General features: G+C 49.1%; 14 protein-coding genes. 11 read left to right on the forward strand and 3 right to left on the reverse strand.

All coding sequences use genetic code 11. The annotated features are described in order from the left end of the window. Positions 1 to 52: 52 nt before the first annotated feature. Positions 53 to 508 (reverse strand): YchJ family protein, encoded by a 456-nt coding sequence (locus FHD02_RS06095; RefSeq protein WP_137370618.1) that lies wholly within the window; start codon positions 506 to 508, stop codon positions 53 to 55. 111 nt (positions 509 to 619) lie between these two features. Between FHD02_RS06095 and rssA the strand changes: the two genes are divergently transcribed. The 3 genes from rssA (at position 620) to galU (ending at position 3,747) form a co-directional block, all read left to right on the forward strand. After that, positions 620 to 1,531: a patatin-like phospholipase RssA gene (gene rssA, locus FHD02_RS06100; RefSeq protein WP_061381231.1), complete on the forward strand. Its 912-nt coding sequence runs from the start codon at positions 620 to 622 to the stop codon at positions 1,529 to 1,531. A gap of 89 nt (positions 1,532 to 1,620) precedes the next feature. Continuing rightward, positions 1,621 to 2,634 carry a two-component system response regulator RssB gene (gene rssB, locus FHD02_RS06105; protein ID WP_038641109.1) on the forward strand — a complete coding sequence of 338 codons (1,014 nt, stop codon included), beginning with the start codon at positions 1,621 to 1,623 and terminating at the stop codon, positions 2,632 to 2,634. 204 nt (positions 2,635 to 2,838) lie between these two features. After that, a complete protein-coding gene (gene galU / locus FHD02_RS06110) occupies positions 2,839 to 3,747 on the forward strand; it encodes a UTP--glucose-1-phosphate uridylyltransferase GalU (protein ID WP_038641107.1) in 909 nt (302 codons plus the stop codon). A gap of 137 nt (positions 3,748 to 3,884) precedes the next feature. Here the strand turns inward: galU and hns are convergent, their stop codons facing one another. Further along, positions 3,885 to 4,298 (reverse strand): histone-like nucleoid-structuring protein H-NS, encoded by a 414-nt coding sequence (gene hns, locus FHD02_RS06115; protein WP_003020723.1) that lies wholly within the window; start codon positions 4,296 to 4,298, stop codon positions 3,885 to 3,887. A 629-nt stretch (positions 4,299 to 4,927) separates the two neighbouring features. On the opposite strand from hns, the gene tdk reads away from it, so the two are divergent. Beyond that, complete coding sequence (tdk, locus tag FHD02_RS06120; RefSeq protein WP_220393718.1) at positions 4,928 to 5,545, forward strand: thymidine kinase; 618 nt, start codon at positions 4,928 to 4,930, stop codon at positions 5,543 to 5,545. 239 nt (positions 5,546 to 5,784) lie between these two features. Here the strand turns inward: tdk and adhE are convergent, their stop codons facing one another. Next, a complete protein-coding gene (adhE, locus tag FHD02_RS06125) occupies positions 5,785 to 8,463 on the reverse strand; it encodes a bifunctional acetaldehyde-CoA/alcohol dehydrogenase (RefSeq protein WP_038641104.1) in 2,679 nt (892 codons plus the stop codon). A 487-nt stretch (positions 8,464 to 8,950) separates the two neighbouring features. Here adhE and ychE point away from each other — a divergent pair, with 487 nt between their 5' ends. The 7 genes from ychE (at position 8,951) to oppF (ending at position 15,993) form a co-directional block, all read left to right on the forward strand. After that, positions 8,951 to 9,598 (forward strand): NAAT family transporter YchE, encoded by a 648-nt coding sequence (gene ychE, locus FHD02_RS06130; protein ID WP_038643209.1) that lies wholly within the window; start codon positions 8,951 to 8,953, stop codon positions 9,596 to 9,598. A 364-nt stretch (positions 9,599 to 9,962) separates the two neighbouring features. After that, on the forward strand, positions 9,963 to 10,262 hold the full coding sequence (locus tag FHD02_RS06135; RefSeq protein WP_220393693.1) for a hypothetical protein: 300 nt from the start codon (positions 9,963 to 9,965) through the stop codon (positions 10,260 to 10,262). Positions 10,263 to 10,371: 109 nt separating this feature from the next. After that, the gene (oppA, locus tag FHD02_RS06140) at positions 10,372 to 12,003 is read left to right on the forward strand and encodes an oligopeptide ABC transporter substrate-binding protein OppA (protein ID WP_137370621.1); all 1,632 of its coding nucleotides are present in this window, start codon (positions 10,372 to 10,374) and stop codon (positions 12,001 to 12,003) included. A 120-nt stretch (positions 12,004 to 12,123) separates the two neighbouring features. Beyond that, the gene (oppB, locus tag FHD02_RS06145) at positions 12,124 to 13,044 is read left to right on the forward strand and encodes an oligopeptide ABC transporter permease OppB (protein ID WP_061381234.1); all 921 of its coding nucleotides are present in this window, start codon (positions 12,124 to 12,126) and stop codon (positions 13,042 to 13,044) included. Between the two features lie 14 nt (positions 13,045 to 13,058). Next, positions 13,059 to 13,967, forward strand: a complete 909-nt coding sequence (oppC, locus tag FHD02_RS06150; protein ID WP_008784950.1) for an oligopeptide ABC transporter permease OppC — start codon at positions 13,059 to 13,061, stop codon at positions 13,965 to 13,967. 11 nt (positions 13,968 to 13,978) lie between these two features. After that, complete coding sequence (oppD, locus tag FHD02_RS06155; RefSeq protein WP_038641097.1) at positions 13,979 to 14,992, forward strand: murein tripeptide/oligopeptide ABC transporter ATP-binding protein OppD; 1,014 nt, start codon at positions 13,979 to 13,981, stop codon at positions 14,990 to 14,992. Further along, entirely contained in the window at positions 14,989 to 15,993 is a 1,005-nt protein-coding gene (gene oppF / locus FHD02_RS06160; protein ID WP_061381235.1) for a murein tripeptide/oligopeptide ABC transporter ATP-binding protein OppF, read from the forward strand. Before oppD ends, oppF begins: the two co-directional genes overlap by 4 nt. Positions 15,994 to 16,036: the final 43 nt, after the last annotated feature.

The following is a 16,036-nucleotide window of genomic DNA, read 5'->3' on the forward strand; positions in this document are numbered from 1 at the left end:
CAGCGGTGATCCTGTTGAGAATGTTTGCAAAATTGATACTGTCGGGCGTTGATTAGCCGCAGCACTTCTTAAATTTTTTACCCGAGCCACAAGGGCAGGTGTCGTTTCGTCCAATTTGAGGGCGTGTACCGTCTATATAGTACCACTGACCGTTTTCTTTTAAAAAACGAGAGCGTTCAATAATGGCGCCAGTTTTTCCCTGTTCAGAAAACCGCGCGACAAAACTGACGTAGCCGATATTTTCTGAATCTACCGTCTGTTGCTCAAAAACGGTCAGTCCCAGCCATTCGGTATGCGTAAATCCTGCAATAATGTCGTCACGAAACGCAGCGGCATGGCAGTCCGCATGCCAGGTCTTGATAAGGTAATCTGCGTCTTTCATCACAAAAGCGCAGTAACGAGAACGCATGAGGTGTGACGGCGTAGGTGCTACTTGCGCGCTGGACACATAACGGTAGCAACATAGGCTATACTCGACAGCGCTACCACAGGGACAAAGCTGAGACACAAAGTACTCCCTGGAATAAAAAAACGGCGTAAAAACGCCACGGTGGCACTATGTTAACTGAGCGGTAGCGATGTTGCTACGTCTGCAAGCCAGGGGAAGTTTGTACGTACAATGAGAAAAATTAAAATTGGGCTGGCGCTAGGTTCCGGCGCTGCGCGCGGCTGGTCGCATATTGGCGTAATTAAAGCCCTTAAGCATATGGGGATTGATGTAGATATCGTGGCAGGGTGCTCCATTGGTTCGCTGGTTGGCGCGGCCTACGCCTGCAATAAATTGCCTGCACTCGAACAGTGGGTTTGTTCATTTAGTTATTGGGACGTCTTACGCCTGATGGATCTCTCGTGGCGCAGGGGAGGACTATTGCGCGGAGAACGGGTGTTCAACCAGTACCGTAATGTCATGCCGGTAGAATCGATTGAACAATGCACACGCCGCTTTGCAACTGTTGCAACCAATTTAAGTACGGGCCGGGAACTCTGGTTCACCGAAGGTGATTTGCACCTGGCTGTCCGGGCATCCTGCAGTATTCCTGGTCTGATGTCCCCCGTAGCGCATAATGGCTACTGGTTGGTCGATGGCGCGGTGGTGAATCCCGTGCCCGTTTCCCTGACGCGTGCGCTGGGCGCCGATATCGTTATTGCGGTCGATCTGCAACACGATGCGCACCTGATGCAGCAAGATTTACTCTCCTTCAACGTCAGTAGCGATGCTGAATCAGGTGATGGCGCTGACGAACTCTCATGGCATGGCCGTCTGAAAGAGCGTCTGAGCAACATTACGGCGAGGCGGACAGTGACCGCGCCGACGGCGATGGAGATCATGACGACCTCTATTCAGGTTCTGGAAAACCGTCTGAAACGTAACCGTATGGCTGGCGACCCGCCTGATATCCTGATTCAGCCGTTTTGTCCGCAAATATCCACGCTGGATTTCCACCGCGCCAGTGCAGCAATTGCTGCCGGGCAGTTGGCGGTTGAGAAGAAAATGGATGAGCTTCTACCTCTGGTGAAGACCAACGTCTAGGCACTTTTTATCAATACTTAAGTTAAATCTGACAGGCGTGAGTAGCAATAGCATGCCACTATTTATTAAAGCCAGTCAGGGGGGAGAATATGACGCAGCCATTGGTCGGAAAACAGATTCTTATCGTTGAGGATGAGCCGGTATTCCGCTCACTCATGGATTCATGGTTTTCCTCTTTGGGAGCGACAACAGCGGTGGCCGGCGATGGGCTTGAAGCACTGGACTTACTAGGTCACTTTACGCCTGACTTAATGATCTGCGATCTGGCTATGCCACGCATGAACGGTCTTAAACTGGTTGAGTATTTACGCAATCGAGGCGATCAAACGCCGATACTGGTGATTTCAGCGACGGAAAACATGTCTGATATAGCCAAAGCGCTGCGACTTGGTGTGGACGATGTTCTTCTGAAACCGGTGAAGGATCTTAATCGCTTGCGAGAAACGGTTTTTGCGTGCCTGTATCCCAATATGTTCAATTCACGGGTTGAAGAAGAAGAGCGGCTGTTTCGCGACTGGGATGCCATGGTGGACGATCCTGCTGCTGCAGCTAAGCTGCTGCAGGAGTTACAGCCTCCAGTATCGCAAGTGATTTCACAATGTCGCATAAACTATCGGCAATTGGTTGCCGCCGATCAACCGGGACTGGTGCTGGATATTGCGCCGCTGTCGGATCACGACCTTGCTTTTTATTGTCTGGATGTCACGCGGGCAGGGGATAATGGCGTGCTGGCCGCATTATTACTGCGAGCCTTATTTAACGGCTTGTTGCAGGAGCAGCTGACGCAACAAAATCAGCGGTTGCCAGAGTTAGGTGCGTTATTGAAACAGGTGAACCATTTGCTGCGTCAGGCTAATTTACCCGGCCAGTTTCCTTTGCTGGTAGGGTATTACCACAGCGGGTTAAAAAACCTGATTCTGGTATCAGCAGGACTGAATGCGACATTAAATACGGGTTCCCATCAGGTACAAATCAGCAATGGCGTACCGCTGGGAACGCTCGGCAATACCTATCTTAATCAGTTGAGCCAGCGCTGCGAGTCATGGCAGTGCCAAATTTGGGGGGCGGGTGGTCGCCTGCGCCTGATGTTGTCTGCGGAATGAACAATTGAGCGGGGGAGGAATGAAATTGCTTCACCTCCCTCATGCTGCGAGTGCTACTATCAGCGCCAGATTTATTCGTATTTGTCTTAATTATACCGACGTGCGTCCTTTTCAGACCAGAGGCTTACCGCTGTACTGATATACTTGGATGCGATACAGATTGATGAACACGTTCAATACATGAACAGTCCAGGAGAGTTTTAAATGGCTGCTATTAATTCAAAAGTCAAAAAGGCCGTTATCCCGGTTGCGGGATTAGGAACCAGGATGTTACCGGCTACGAAGGCAATCCCGAAAGAGATGCTACCGTTGGTTGATAAGCCATTAATTCAGTACGTGGTAAACGAATGTATTGCTGCGGGTATCACTGAAATTGTACTTGTAACTCACTCGTCTAAAAATTCCATTGAAAACCACTTTGATACCAGCTTTGAGCTAGAAGCTATGCTGGAAAAACGTGTAAAACGTCAGCTGCTGGAAGAAGTGCAATCTATTTGTCCACCGCATGTCACTATTATGCAGGTACGTCAGGGACTGGCTAAAGGTCTGGGACACGCAGTATTGTGCGCGCACCCGGTTGTTGGCGATGAACCGGTTGCGGTTATCCTGCCAGACGTAATTCTGGATGAATACGAATCAGATTTATCCCGCGAAAACCTGGCCGAAATGATTCATCGTTTTGATGAAACTGGCAGCAGCCAGATTATGGTTGAACCCGTAGAAGATGTTACCGCTTATGGCGTAGTGGATTGTAAAGGCGTTGAATTAGCGCCGGGCGAAAGCGTGCCAATGGTTGGCGTTGTTGAAAAGCCGAAAGCTAATGTAGCGCCGTCTAATTTGGCGGTTGTGGGGCGTTATGTTCTCAGTGCGGATATCTGGCCTCTGCTGGCAAAAACGCCTCCGGGAGCAGGCGACGAAATTCAGCTGACTGACGCTATCGATATGCTGATTGAAAAAGAAACGGTTGAAGCCTATCACATGAAGGGCAAAAGCCATGACTGCGGTAATAAGCTGGGCTATATGCAGGCGTTCGTTGAATATGGTATTCGCCATAATACCCTCGGCGCTGAATTTAAGGCCTGGCTGGAAGAAGAGATGGGTATTAAGAAGTAACCACCAGTAATTATCAGGTCAGAACGGTGCTGTTAATCCAGCGCCGTTTTTTTATACCTAATCCGGGTAAGGGGCCATGCGAAGTACAGGTAAAAAAAATCCCGCCAGGGCGGGATTTTAAGCAAACTATTTCTGAATTATTCCTTGATCAGGAAATCGTCCAGTTGCTTACCTTGTTCTTCCATCGCTTTTTTGATCACAGCCGGTGTACGACCCTGGCCAGTCCAGGTTTTAGTTTCACCGTTTTCGTCAACATAGCTATATTTAGCCGGACGCGCAGCGCGTTTAGCTTTGGTGCCAGATTTAACAGCAGCCATGCTATTCAACAGTTCGTTCGGATCAATGCCGTCAGCAATCAGCATTTCACGATATTGTTGCAGTTTACGAGTACGTTCTTCAACTTCAGCAGCGGCAGCGCTTTCTTCTTCACGACGCTCGCTAACTACAACTTCTAATTTTTCCAGCATTTCTTCAAGCGTTTCCAGAGTACATTCTCTTGCCTGCGCACGAAGAGTACGGATGTTGTTCAGAATTTTAAGTGCTTCGCTCATTGTAGTAATCTCAAACTTATATTGGGGGTGGTTTGTTGAGCTAATAATAGAGCGATAATTTCAGTTGTGCAATAGCCAGGAATGTAAGGAATTCAAAATTGCGCTTTATTTAGTATCAGAATTAATTCCTCTGTCTTAAATTCTCAGCGATGTTGGGCATAAAAAAGGCTTATTGGTGGGGGGGCTTCTCAACGGCTGAGAGTAAAAATTCAAGATTCAGGTCACATTTTATCGTGTGCAAATAGTATCACTTTGCAGTGATTTCAACCTTTTGTATTAGTTTTGCTTACGTGAATTCGCTATTACATGGCGGCGGTGGGGAGATTCAATAACAATAAGGGAACGGTTTCTTAATTGTCGACGCTTGATAAGCGAGGCCGATCAATTTCATGAGCACTATTTGTGAAAGAATGTGTATATACGGTACGGCTCCGGCTGTTTGGGCTAAGACGCCGCGCTATCATACTCCCACCCATAAAGGGCACCTGCATTTTCTGGTTATTAAGGCGGCACTGAGCGAGTCGGTACGCGCCTTTATACGTCTTTCGGGACAACGCTGCACCGACATGTTCGTGAAATATGATACAATCCAGCCCATATTTATTTCCCCAGATGAGGGTCTACGGTCAATGGCACAGCTATATTTTTACTATTCTGCAATGAATGCCGGTAAGTCGACTGCATTGCTGCAATCTTCGTACAATTATCAGGAGCGTGGAATGCGCGCTGTTGTATATACAGCGGAAATTGATGACCGTTTTGGCACTGGAAAAGTAAGTTCACGTATAGGTCTGTCGTCACCTGCAAAATTGTTTAACCAAAATTCATCATTGTTCGAAGAGATTCGTGCCGACAATGAGCAGCAAAGAATTCACTGCGTACTGGTTGATGAGTCTCAGTTTCTGACGCGACAACAGGTTTATGAATTATCTGAAGTTGTCGATCGGCTGGATATTCCCGTGTTGTGTTACGGTTTACGCACCGATTTTCGTGGTGAGCTATTCTGCGGCAGTGAATACCTGCTTGCGTGGTCAGATAAGCTGGTTGAATTAAAAACTATTTGCTTCTGTGGCCGTAAGGCCAGCATGGTGCTACGTCTTGATCAGGCCGGAAGACCTTTTAACGAAGGCGAGCAGGTGGTTATAGGCGGAAACGAGCGCTATGTGTCGGTATGCCGTAAGCATTATAAGCAAGCGCAGTCTGAAGGCTCTCTGACGGCAATACAAGAACGACACAGCCACGATTAACCCTATGCGCTTCTGGGCGCTTATAAACACAGGGTAGGCCACAACTATTCATGCGTGTCTCTACCCTGTCACACGCTCTTCTGACGCCATCCTGGCTTCCTCCCTGCAAGTAATCTTCATCAGGCCATATCTTACAAGTGGTTGAGTCAGGTATTACCTGATTTTGGTCGTGTAAGGCACAAAAAAAACGGTCCCGAAAAGGGACCGTTTATAGTCAGACTAAAACTTTTCTGAAGGAATTAAGCGGATTTCTTCGCTTTTTTCTCAGCTTTCGGTGCAGCTACTGCTTCAGCCTTAGCGGTGGTTTCACCTTCGCTGTACTCACGGCCGTAGTAGGTATCCAGCAGAATCTGCTTCAGCTCAGCAATCAGCGGATAACGCGGGTTAGCACCAGTACACTGGTCGTCAAACGCATCTTCAGACAGTTTGTCAACGTGTGCCAGGAAGTCAGCTTCCTGCACGCCAGCTTCACGGATAGACTTAGGAATACCCAGTTCAGCTTTGATTTCGTCCAGCCAGCCCAGCAGTTTCTGGATTTTCGCGGCAGTACGGTCGCCCGGTGCGCTCAGACCCAGGTGGTCGGCGATTTCAGCATAGCGACGACGCGCCTGCGGACGGTCGTACTGGCTGAATGCTGTCTGTTTGGTCGGGTTGTCGTTCGCGTTGTAACGAATAACGTTGCTGATCAGCAGGGCGTTCGCCAAACCGTGAGGAATGTGGAACTGAGAACCCAGCTTGTGCGCCATGGAGTGACATACACCCAGGAAGGCGTTCGCAAATGCGATACCGGCGATGGTCGCTGCACTGTGTACACGCTCACGGGCTACCGGGTTCTTGGAACCTTCGTGGTAGGACGCTGGCAGGTTTTCTTTCAGCAGTTTCAGCGCCTGCAGAGCCTGACCGTCAGAGAACTCAGAAGCCAGTACGGAAACGTAAGCTTCCAGAGCGTGAGTAACGGCATCCAGACCACCGAACGCACACAGGGACTTCGGCATATCCATCACCAGGTTGGCATCGACAATCGCCATATCCGGGGTCAGGGCGTAGTCAGCCAGCGGATATTTCTGACCGGTTGCATCGTCGGTCACAACCGCAAACGGTGTTACTTCAGAACCGGTACCGGAAGTGGTGGTGACGGCGATCATTTTCGCTTTCACGCCCATTTTCGGGAACTTGTAGATACGTTTACGGATATCCATAAAGCGCAGCGCCAGTTCTTCGAAGTGGGTTTCCGGGTGTTCGTACATAACCCACATAATTTTCGCGGCGTCCATCGGGGAACCACCACCCAGCGCGATAATCACGTCTGGTTTGAAGGAGTTAGCCAGCTCAGCGCCTTTACGAACAACGGTCAGAGTCGGGTCAGCTTCAACTTCAAAGAACACTTCGGTTTCAACGCCAGCCGCTTTCAGAACAGAGGTGATCTGGTCAGCATAGCCATTGTTAAACAGGAAGCGGTCGGTCACGATCAGCGCACGTTTGTGACCATCAGTAATCACTTCATCCAGCGCGATTGGCAGAGAGCCACGACGGAAGTAGATAGATTTCGGAAGTTTGTGCCACAACATGTTTTCAGCTCGCTTAGCAACGGTTTTCTTGTTGATCAGGTGCTTAGGACCAACGTTTTCAGAGATGGAGTTACCACCCCAGGAACCACAACCCAGAGTCAGGGAAGGTGCGAGTTTGAAGTTGTACAGGTCACCGATACCACCCTGAGAAGCAGGGGTGTTGATCAGGATACGCGCGGTTTTCATCATCTGACCGAAGTAAGCAACGCGTTCTGGCTGGTTATCCTGGTCGGTGTACAGGCAAGAGGTATGACCGATACCGCCCATCGCAACCAGTTTTTCAGCTTTGTCCACTGCGTCTTCGAAGTCTTTCGCACGATACATAGCCAGCGTCGGAGACAGTTTTTCGTGAGCAAACGGTTCGCTTTCGTCAACAACCTTAACTTCACCAATCAGAATCTTAGTTGTTTCTGGTACGGAGAAGCCTGCCAGTTCAGCAATTTTGTAGGCTGGCTGACCAACGATAGCGGCGTTCAGCGCGCCATTTTTCAGGATAACGTCCTGAACAGCTTTCAGCTCTTTGCCCTGCAGCAGGTAGCCGCCGTGAGTGGCGAAACGCTCACGTACTGCGTCGTATACAGAGTCAACCACGACAACAGACTGTTCAGAAGCACAGATTACGCCGTTATCGAAGGTTTTAGACATCAGAACAGATGCAACAGCACGTTTGATATCAGCGGTTTCGTCGATAACAACAGGGGTGTTACCTGCGCCTACGCCGATTGCCGGTTTACCGGAGCTGTATGCCGCTTTAACCATGCCTGGACCACCGGTCGCAAGGATCAGGTTGATGTCCGGATGGTGCATCAGCGCGTTAGACAGTTCTACGGAAGGTTGATCGATCCAGCCGATCAAGTCTTTCGGCGCGCCAGCAGCGATTGCCGCCTGCAGAACGATGTCAGCAGCTTTGTTAGTGGCATCTTTAGCACGCGGATGCGGAGAGAAGATGATGGCGTTACGGGTCTTCAGGCTGATCAGCGATTTGAAGATAGCAGTAGAAGTCGGGTTAGTGGTTGGAACGATACCGCAGATGATACCAATCGGTTCAGCAATAGTAATGGTACCGAAAGTGTCGTCTTCAGACAGCACTCCACAGGTTTTTTCATCTTTGTAAGCGTTGTAAATGTATTCAGAAGCAAAGTGGTTTTTAATCACTTTATCTTCGACAATGCCCATGCCAGACTCGGCAACGGCCATTTTCGCGAGAGGGATTCGAGCGTCTGCGGCAGCCAGAGCGGCGGCGCGGAAGATTTTGTCAACCTGTTCTTGAGTGAAACTGGCATATTCACGCTGGGCTTTTTTTACGCGCTCTACAAGTGCGTTAAGTTCAGCGACATTAGTAACAGCCATAATGCTCTCCTGATAATGTTAAACTTTTTTAGTAAATCATCTGCTCGATACGAGAGTATAGACAGACCGACGAAAATTTGTGTAACGGTTTGAAAATCAAACGGTTAATTAACGTCCACTTTACCTTGATTTACTAAAAGAGCTTATACGCAAGCGCCAGATAACTTTTACGCTTTACCTCCAGGGGACGTAAGCAAGGTTACTCACTTCTGAGTAGTAATTGCGTGATCTGGATCAAGATTTCGCAAAGCTGACACCTTTCAGCAGGCCCTTTTAGCGTTTCTCGGTAAGTGTTAAAAAATTGAGGTGGTGAATGCTAATCACATTAGCATATTTAATACATATTAATAACACTAAGTATTAGTAGCGTATTTACGTAGATATACGCAGATAGAAGGTGAAGTATGCTGACAAAAGGCGTATCTTCAGCGCGGATTTTTCCAATTTTTATGACTCATTTTATCCGGCTAACGCTTCGGAGCTAACCGTGATCCAAACGCTATTTGATTTTCCTGTTTATTTTAAATTTTTTATTGGGTTATTTGCCCTGGTCAACCCGGTAGGGATCATCCCTGTCTTTATCAGTATGACCAGCTACCAAACTGCGGCTGCGCGAAACAAAACCAATCTCACGGCAAACCTGTCGGTCGCTATCATCCTGTGGACTTCGCTGTTCCTGGGCGACGGTATCCTGCAACTTTTCGGTATCTCTATAGATTCGTTCAGGATTGCCGGCGGTATTCTGGTTGTGACTATCGCGATGTCGATGATTAGTGGCAAACTTGGCGAAGATAAGCAGAACAAACAGGAAAAATCAGAAACCGCCATTCGTGAAAGCATTGGCGTGGTGCCGTTGGCATTGCCCCTGATGGCGGGACCGGGGGCAATTAGCTCGACCATCGTTTGGGGGACGCGTTACCACAGTGCGATTAATCTGTTTGGCTTTTTTATCGCGATTGCGTTGTTTGCCTTGTGTTGTTGGGGGCTGTTTCGCATGGCGCCGTGGTTAGTGCGCTTGCTGGGGCAAACGGGGATCAACGTTATTACGCGTATTATGGGGCTGTTACTCATGGCCTTAGGGATTGAATTCATTGTTACTGGTATCAAATCCATTTTCCCCGGTTTGCTTGCCTGATATTCCTTCTTCAGTACAAGCGGAGCCGCTGCAGGCTCCGCTTCCTTTCATTATCAGTAAAACTTCTCACTAACGTTGATAATCAGCATAACAATAATGAAAAATGCTGATGGTTAACGACTTAGTTATTCATTGATTTTATGGATATAACACTCAGCGCTGCGTCAGAGGGAGCACGATATTGCTGTTATTTTATTAACATCATACTCTGGGGCTTGCTGTGGGATTATCGAAATGTTATTAGTTATTTCAGCGTTTTTTTTAGATGAATGTGCTAATTAATAACCAATTGTTAAATTTATGTGCATTTTGGCATGGGGTTGAGACCGGACAGGGGAGTCAACCATGCTAATCAGGCAATTAGTTGATTATTAATGTTTTATTGTTATGGATTTTCATTCGCAAGCCTTTGTTAGTAACATTTATTTCTAATAAAAGAGAATTGGTTAACAAATTTGTAAAATGTATTGGCGGTGAAGAAACGCATTTGGTACTTTCCGGCCAGGTATTTGGCAGAAGAATTGATGTTGATGAGAATGATTTTCAATTTCTTTCTCTCAACAGGGTAATAGCGTGTTTCCGGCAGGGGAGACACGTAGATAATCGACGCAAGGCGGTCGTACGAATCGCCAGAATAAATAAAGTCGGTGATAGCAAGCAGTAAAACAATAAACCACCTGACGGCAGAAAATCTCCGGTGCCGTACAGGGATCCTGACAGGATTAACAGTCTGGTTAAAAAACCAGCCATAATAATGAGGGAGTACAAACACAATGACGATCATCACTAAAAAAAGTTTAGTCGCTGCGGGGATCCTCACTGCGCTAATCGCTGGAAATGTGGCCACGGCGGCAGTTGTGCCAGCGGGTGTGCAGCTTGCTGAAAAGCAGACTCTGGTGCGTAATAACGGTTCGGAAGTTCAGTCTCTCGATCCTCATAAAATTGAAGGTGTGCCGGAATCCAACATTAGCCGGGACCTGTTTGAAGGTTTATTAATCAGCGATGTCGATGGCAAACCATCGCCGGGCGTGGCTGAGAAATGGGACAATAAAGATTTTAAAGTCTGGACGTTCCATCTGCGTAAAGATGCTAAATGGTCTGACGGTACGCCTGTTACCGCGCAAGATTTTGTGTATAGCTGGCAACGTTTGGCGAACCCAAATACTGCCTCACCGTACGCCAGTTATTTGCAGTACGGCCATATCGTCAATATTGATGACATCATCGCCGGTAAAAAGCCGGTCACCGATCTCGGTGTGAAAGCGATTGACGATCATACTTTTGAAGTCACCCTGAGCGAACCTGTTCCTTATTTCTACAAACTGCTCGTGCACTCTTCCGTTTCACCGGTTCCTAAAGCCGCCGTAGAAAAATACGGTGATAAGTGGACCCAGCCCGCGAACATTGTCACTAACGGCGCGTATAAACTGAAGGACTGGGTGGTTAACGAGCGCATTGTGCTTGAGCGTAATACCAACTACTGGGACAACGCCAAAACCGTTATTAACCAGGTGACCTACCTGCCAATTTCTTCTGAAGTGACTGACGTTAACCGCTATCGCAGCGGTGAAATCGACATGACCTATAACAACATGCCGATCGAGTTATTCCAGAAACTGAAAAAAGAGATCCCGAACGAAGTTCACGTTGACCCGTATCTGTGCACCTATTACTACGAAATCAACAACCAGAAAGCACCGTTCAACGATGTTCGTGTTCGTACCGCTCTGAAGCTGGCGATGGATCGTGACATCATCGTCAACAAAGTGAAAAATCAGGGCGACCTGCCTGCCTATAGCTTTACCCCTCCTTACACCGATGGCGCGAAACTGGTCGAGCCAGAGTGGTTCAAATGGTCACAGGAAAAACGTAATGAAGAAGCGAAGAAACTGCTGGCTGAAGCCGGTTATACCGCTGAAAAACCGTTGACCTTTGACCTGCTGTATAATACCTCAGACCTGCACAAGAAGCTGGCTATCGCCGCAGCTTCTATCTGGAAGAAAAATCTGGGCGCTAACGTCAAGCTGGAAAATCAGGAATGGAAAACATTCCTCGATACGCGCCATCAGGGCAACTATGATGTTTCACGTGCGGGCTGGTGCGCGGATTACAACGAACCAACTTCCTTCCTGAATATGGTGCTGTCCGACAGCTCGAACAACACCGTTCACTATAAGAGCCCTGCATTTGACAAGCTGATTGCAGATACCCTGAAAGTGACTGATGAAACGCAGCGTAGTGAGCTGTATTCGAAAGCGGAGCAGCAACTGGATAAAGATTCTGCGATTGTACCGGTTTATTACTATGTTAACGCCCGCCTGGTGAAACCATGGGTTGGCGGATACTCCGGTAAAGACCCGATGGATAATATCCATGTAAAAGACTTGTATATTATCAAGCATTAATGGCAAGACGTGGGGCAATCATTTTGCCCCACAGTGTCTTTTTCTTCGAACTATTAACACCTCTTTACCTGAAGATCTGGGTAGAAGAGGTGTAAAGGCACACGCCAGAAGGTACGGGCAATGTTAAAATTCATATTACGTCGCTGTCTGGAAGCGATTCCGACGCTGTTTATTCTTATTACGATTTCATTCTTTATGATGCGCCTTGCGCCGGGTAGTCCATTCACCGGTGAACGCGCATTGCCGCCAGAAGTGCTGGCTAATATTGAAGCGAAATATCATCTCAACGATCCCATCTCCACACAGTATTTCAGCTACCTGAAACAGCTGGCGCATGGTGATTTTGGACCATCCTTTAAATACAAAGATTACACGGTTAACGACCTTGTCGCTTCAAGTTTTCCGGTGTCAGCGAAGCTTGGCGCTGCGGCATTTATTCTGGCGGTGCTCGTCGGCGTTAGCGCTGGGGTGATCGCCGCACTGAAGCAAAATACGCGCTGGGACTACACGGTTATGGGGATCGCGATGACCGGGGTGGTTATTCCCAGTTTCGTCGTTGCTCCCTTATTGGTCATGATATTTGCCATAACGTTGAAATGGCTGCCCGGCGGTGGCTGGAACGGCGGGGCGTTGAAATTTATGATCCTGCCGATGGTGGCGTTATCGCTCGCCTATATCGCCAGTATCGCCCGTATTACTCGCGGCTCGATGATTGAAGTGCTGCACTCAAACTTTATTCGTACCGCGCGAGCTAAAGGACTGCCGATGCGGCGGATTATTTTCCGCCATGCGTTAAAGCCGGCGTTGCTTCCCGTGCTGTCTTATATGGGGCCCGCGTTTGTCGGCATTATTACCGGCTCAATGGTTATTGAAACAATCTATGGTTTGCCGGGCATTGGGCAACTGTTCGTGAATGGCGCTTTAAACCGCGACTATTCGCTGGTGCTGAGTCTGACCATTCTGGTCGGTACGCTGACTATTGTGTTTAATGCGATTGTCGATGTGCTGTATGCCGTTATCGATCCGAAGATTCGTTACTGATACTGGAGCTCGCTATGATGTTAAGTAAGAAAAACAGCGAGGCGCTGGAAAATTTCAGTGAGAAGCTGGAGGTTGAAGGTCGCAGCCTATGGCAGGACGCGCGTCGACGTTTTATGCATAACCGCGCGGCGGTGGCAAGCCTGGTAGTGCTGGTGATTATTGCGCTGTTTGTGACGCTGGCGCCAATGCTGTCGCAGTTTACCTACTTCGATACCGACTGGGGAATGATGTCCAGCGCGCCGGATATGGAGTCCGGGCACTACTTTGGCACTGACTCATCGGGTCGCGACCTGCTGGTGCGTGTGGCGATTGGCGGGCGCATCTCGCTGATGGTCGGTATTGCCGCGGCGCTGGTGGCGGTCGTGGTTGGCACGCTATATGGTTCTTTGTCAGGTTATCTCGGCGGCAAAATCGACTCGGTGATGATGCGCCTGCTGGAAATCCTCAACTCCTTCCCGTTCATGTTCTTCGTGATTCTGCTGGTGACCTTCTTTGGGCAAAACATTCTGCTGATTTTTGTCGCTATCGGGATGGTTTCCTGGCTGGATATGGCACGTATCGTGCGTGGACAAACGCTGAGTCTCAAGCGCAAAGAGTTCATTGAAGCAGCACAAGTGGGTGGGGTATCTACCGTACGCATCGTTATCCGTCATATTGTGCCGAACGTGCTGGGCGTAGTGGTGGTATACGCTTCATTGCTGGTGCCGAGCATGATTCTGTTTGAATCCTTCCTGAGCTTTTTGGGATTAGGTACGCAAGAACCGTTAAGTAGTTGGGGCGCGCTGCTGAGTGATGGTGCCAACTCAATGGAAGTATCGCCATGGCTGCTGCTGTTCCCGGCCGGTTTCCTGGTGGTTACTTTGTTCTGTTTTAACTTTATTGGCGATGGCCTGCGTGATGCCCTCGACCCGAAAGACCGTTAAGGAGCGCCGCCATGAGCGTAATTGAGACCGCAACCGCGCCGCTCGCGCAACAACAGGCTAACGCACTGCTGAACGTTAAGGATCTGCGCGTGACGTTCGCCACCCCCGATGGCGATGTTACTGCAGTAAACGATTTAAACTTTTCCCTGCGAGCCGGAGAAACGTTGGGTATTGTGGGTGAGTCCGGTTCGGGCAAATCGCAAACCGCGTTTGCCCTGATGGGGCTGCTGGCGGCGAATGGCCGTATCGGAGGTTCCGCTACGTTTAACGGGCGTGAAATATTGAATTTACCGGAGCATGAGCTGAACAAACTGCGCGCCGAGCAAATCTCAATGATTTTTCAGGATCCGATGACCTCTCTGAATCCGTACATGCGGGTCGGAGAGCAACTGATGGAAGTTCTCATGCTGCATAAAGGCATGAGTAAAGCAGAAGCGTTTGAAGAGTCAGTAAAAATGCTGGATGCGGTGAAAATGCCGGAAGCGCGCAAGCGCATGAAAATGTATCCGCATGAATTCTCTGGCGGAATGCGTCAGCGCGTAATGATCGCCATGGCGCTGCTGTGCAGACCAAAATTATTGATCGCCGATGAGCCGACTACCGCGCTCGATGTTACGGTACAGGCGCAAATTATGACGCTGCTGAATGAACTGAAAAGCGAATTCAACACCGCAATTATCATGATCACCCACGATCTGGGGGTTGTCGCCGGTATTTGTGACAAAGTGCTGGTGATGTACGCCGGACGAACCATGGAATATGGCAGCGCACGGGATGTCTTTTATAAGCCCGTTCATCCGTATTCAATTGGTTTGCTGAATGCCGTACCTCGTCTGGACGCTGAAGGGGAAGAGATGTTGACTATCCCGGGCAACCCACCGAACCTGCTGCGTCTGCCAAAAGGCTGTCCATTCCAGCCCCGCTGCCCGCATGCGATGGAAATCTGTAGCAGTGCTCCGCCACTGGAAGAGTTTAGCCCGGGCCGCCTGCGCGCCTGCTTTAAACCGGTGGAGGAACTGGTATGAATACGGTCATCGAACAACGAAAAGTACTCCTTGAAATTGCCGATTTAAAGGTCCATTTCGACATTAAAGACGGCAAGCAGTGGTTTTGGCAACCGTCTAAATCCCTCAAAGCGGTTGATGGCGTGACCCTGCGATTGTATGAAGGTGAAACCTTAGGCGTGGTGGGGGAGTCCGGCTGCGGAAAATCGACCTTTGCTCGGGCGATTATCGGTCTGGTGAAAGCCACTGATGGAAAGGTCGCCTGGTTGGGTAAAGATTTGCTGGGGATGAAACCTGATGAATGGCGTGAGGTGCGCAGTGATATTCAGATGATTTTCCAGGATCCGCTGGCGTCATTAAATCCGCGTATGACCATTGGTGAAATTATTGCCGAGCCGCTGCGGACTTATCATCCGAAACTGCCGGGGCAGGAAGTCCGTGACCGCGTGAAGGCAATGATGATGAAGGTTGGGTTGCTGCCAAACCTGATTAACCGTTACCCGCATGAGTTTTCCGGCGGCCAATGTCAGCGTATCGGTATTGCCCGCGCGCTGATTCTCGAACCGAAACTGATTATCTGTGATGAACCGGTTTCTGCGCTGGACGTATCCATTCAGGCCCAGGTCGTAAACCTCTTGCAGCAGCTACAGCGTGAAATGGGGCTGTCATTAATTTTCATTGCCCACGATCTGGCGGTGGTTAAGCATATCTCCGATCGCGTACTGGTGATGTATCTCGGACACGCGGTGGAATTAGGCACCTATGACGAGGTGTACCATAATCCGCTACATCCTTATACCAAAGCGCTAATGTCTGCTGTGCCGATCCCCGATCCGGATATGGAAAGGAACAAAGTTATCCAGTTGCTGGAAGGCGAGTTGCCGTCGCCGATTAATCCTCCTTCGGGCTGTGTGTTCCGTACGCGCTGCCCGATTGCCGGACCAGAGTGTGCAAAAACACGCCCGGTTCTCGAAGGCAGTTTTCGACACGCCGTTTCCTGCCTGAAAGTAGACCCGCTATAATCGTGAGGGCTGACAAAGGTCAGCCCTTCTTTTTGGTGAGGTA

The organism is Citrobacter sp. EC_71 (assembly GCF_019584005.1).
Taxonomy (GTDB): Bacteria; Pseudomonadota; Gammaproteobacteria; order Enterobacterales; family Enterobacteriaceae; genus Citrobacter; species Citrobacter werkmanii.

What these genes read in the sequence shown, in the direction of transcription:
- rssA (WP_061381231.1), top strand. Translation starts at nt 620, where the DNA reads ATGAGAAAAATTAAAATTGGGCTGGCGCTAGGTTCCGGCGCTGCGCGC.
- rssB (WP_038641109.1), top strand. Translation starts at nt 1,621, where the DNA reads ATGACGCAGCCATTGGTCGGAAAACAGATTCTTATCGTTGAGGATGAG.
- galU (WP_038641107.1), top strand. Translation starts at nt 2,839, where the DNA reads ATGGCTGCTATTAATTCAAAAGTCAAAAAGGCCGTTATCCCGGTTGCG.
- hns (WP_003020723.1), bottom strand. Translation starts at nt 4,298, where the DNA reads ATGAGCGAAGCACTTAAAATTCTGAACAACATCCGTACTCTTCGTGCG.
- tdk (WP_220393718.1), top strand. Translation starts at nt 4,928, where the DNA reads ATGGCACAGCTATATTTTTACTATTCTGCAATGAATGCCGGTAAGTCG.
- adhE (WP_038641104.1), bottom strand. Translation starts at nt 8,463, where the DNA reads ATGGCTGTTACTAATGTCGCTGAACTTAACGCACTTGTAGAGCGCGTA.
- oppA (WP_137370621.1), top strand. Translation starts at nt 10,372, where the DNA reads ATGACGATCATCACTAAAAAAAGTTTAGTCGCTGCGGGGATCCTCACT.
- oppB (WP_061381234.1), top strand. Translation starts at nt 12,124, where the DNA reads ATGTTAAAATTCATATTACGTCGCTGTCTGGAAGCGATTCCGACGCTG.
- oppC (WP_008784950.1), top strand. Translation starts at nt 13,059, where the DNA reads ATGATGTTAAGTAAGAAAAACAGCGAGGCGCTGGAAAATTTCAGTGAG.
- oppD (WP_038641097.1), top strand. Translation starts at nt 13,979, where the DNA reads ATGAGCGTAATTGAGACCGCAACCGCGCCGCTCGCGCAACAACAGGCT.
- oppF (WP_061381235.1), top strand. Translation starts at nt 14,989, where the DNA reads ATGAATACGGTCATCGAACAACGAAAAGTACTCCTTGAAATTGCCGAT.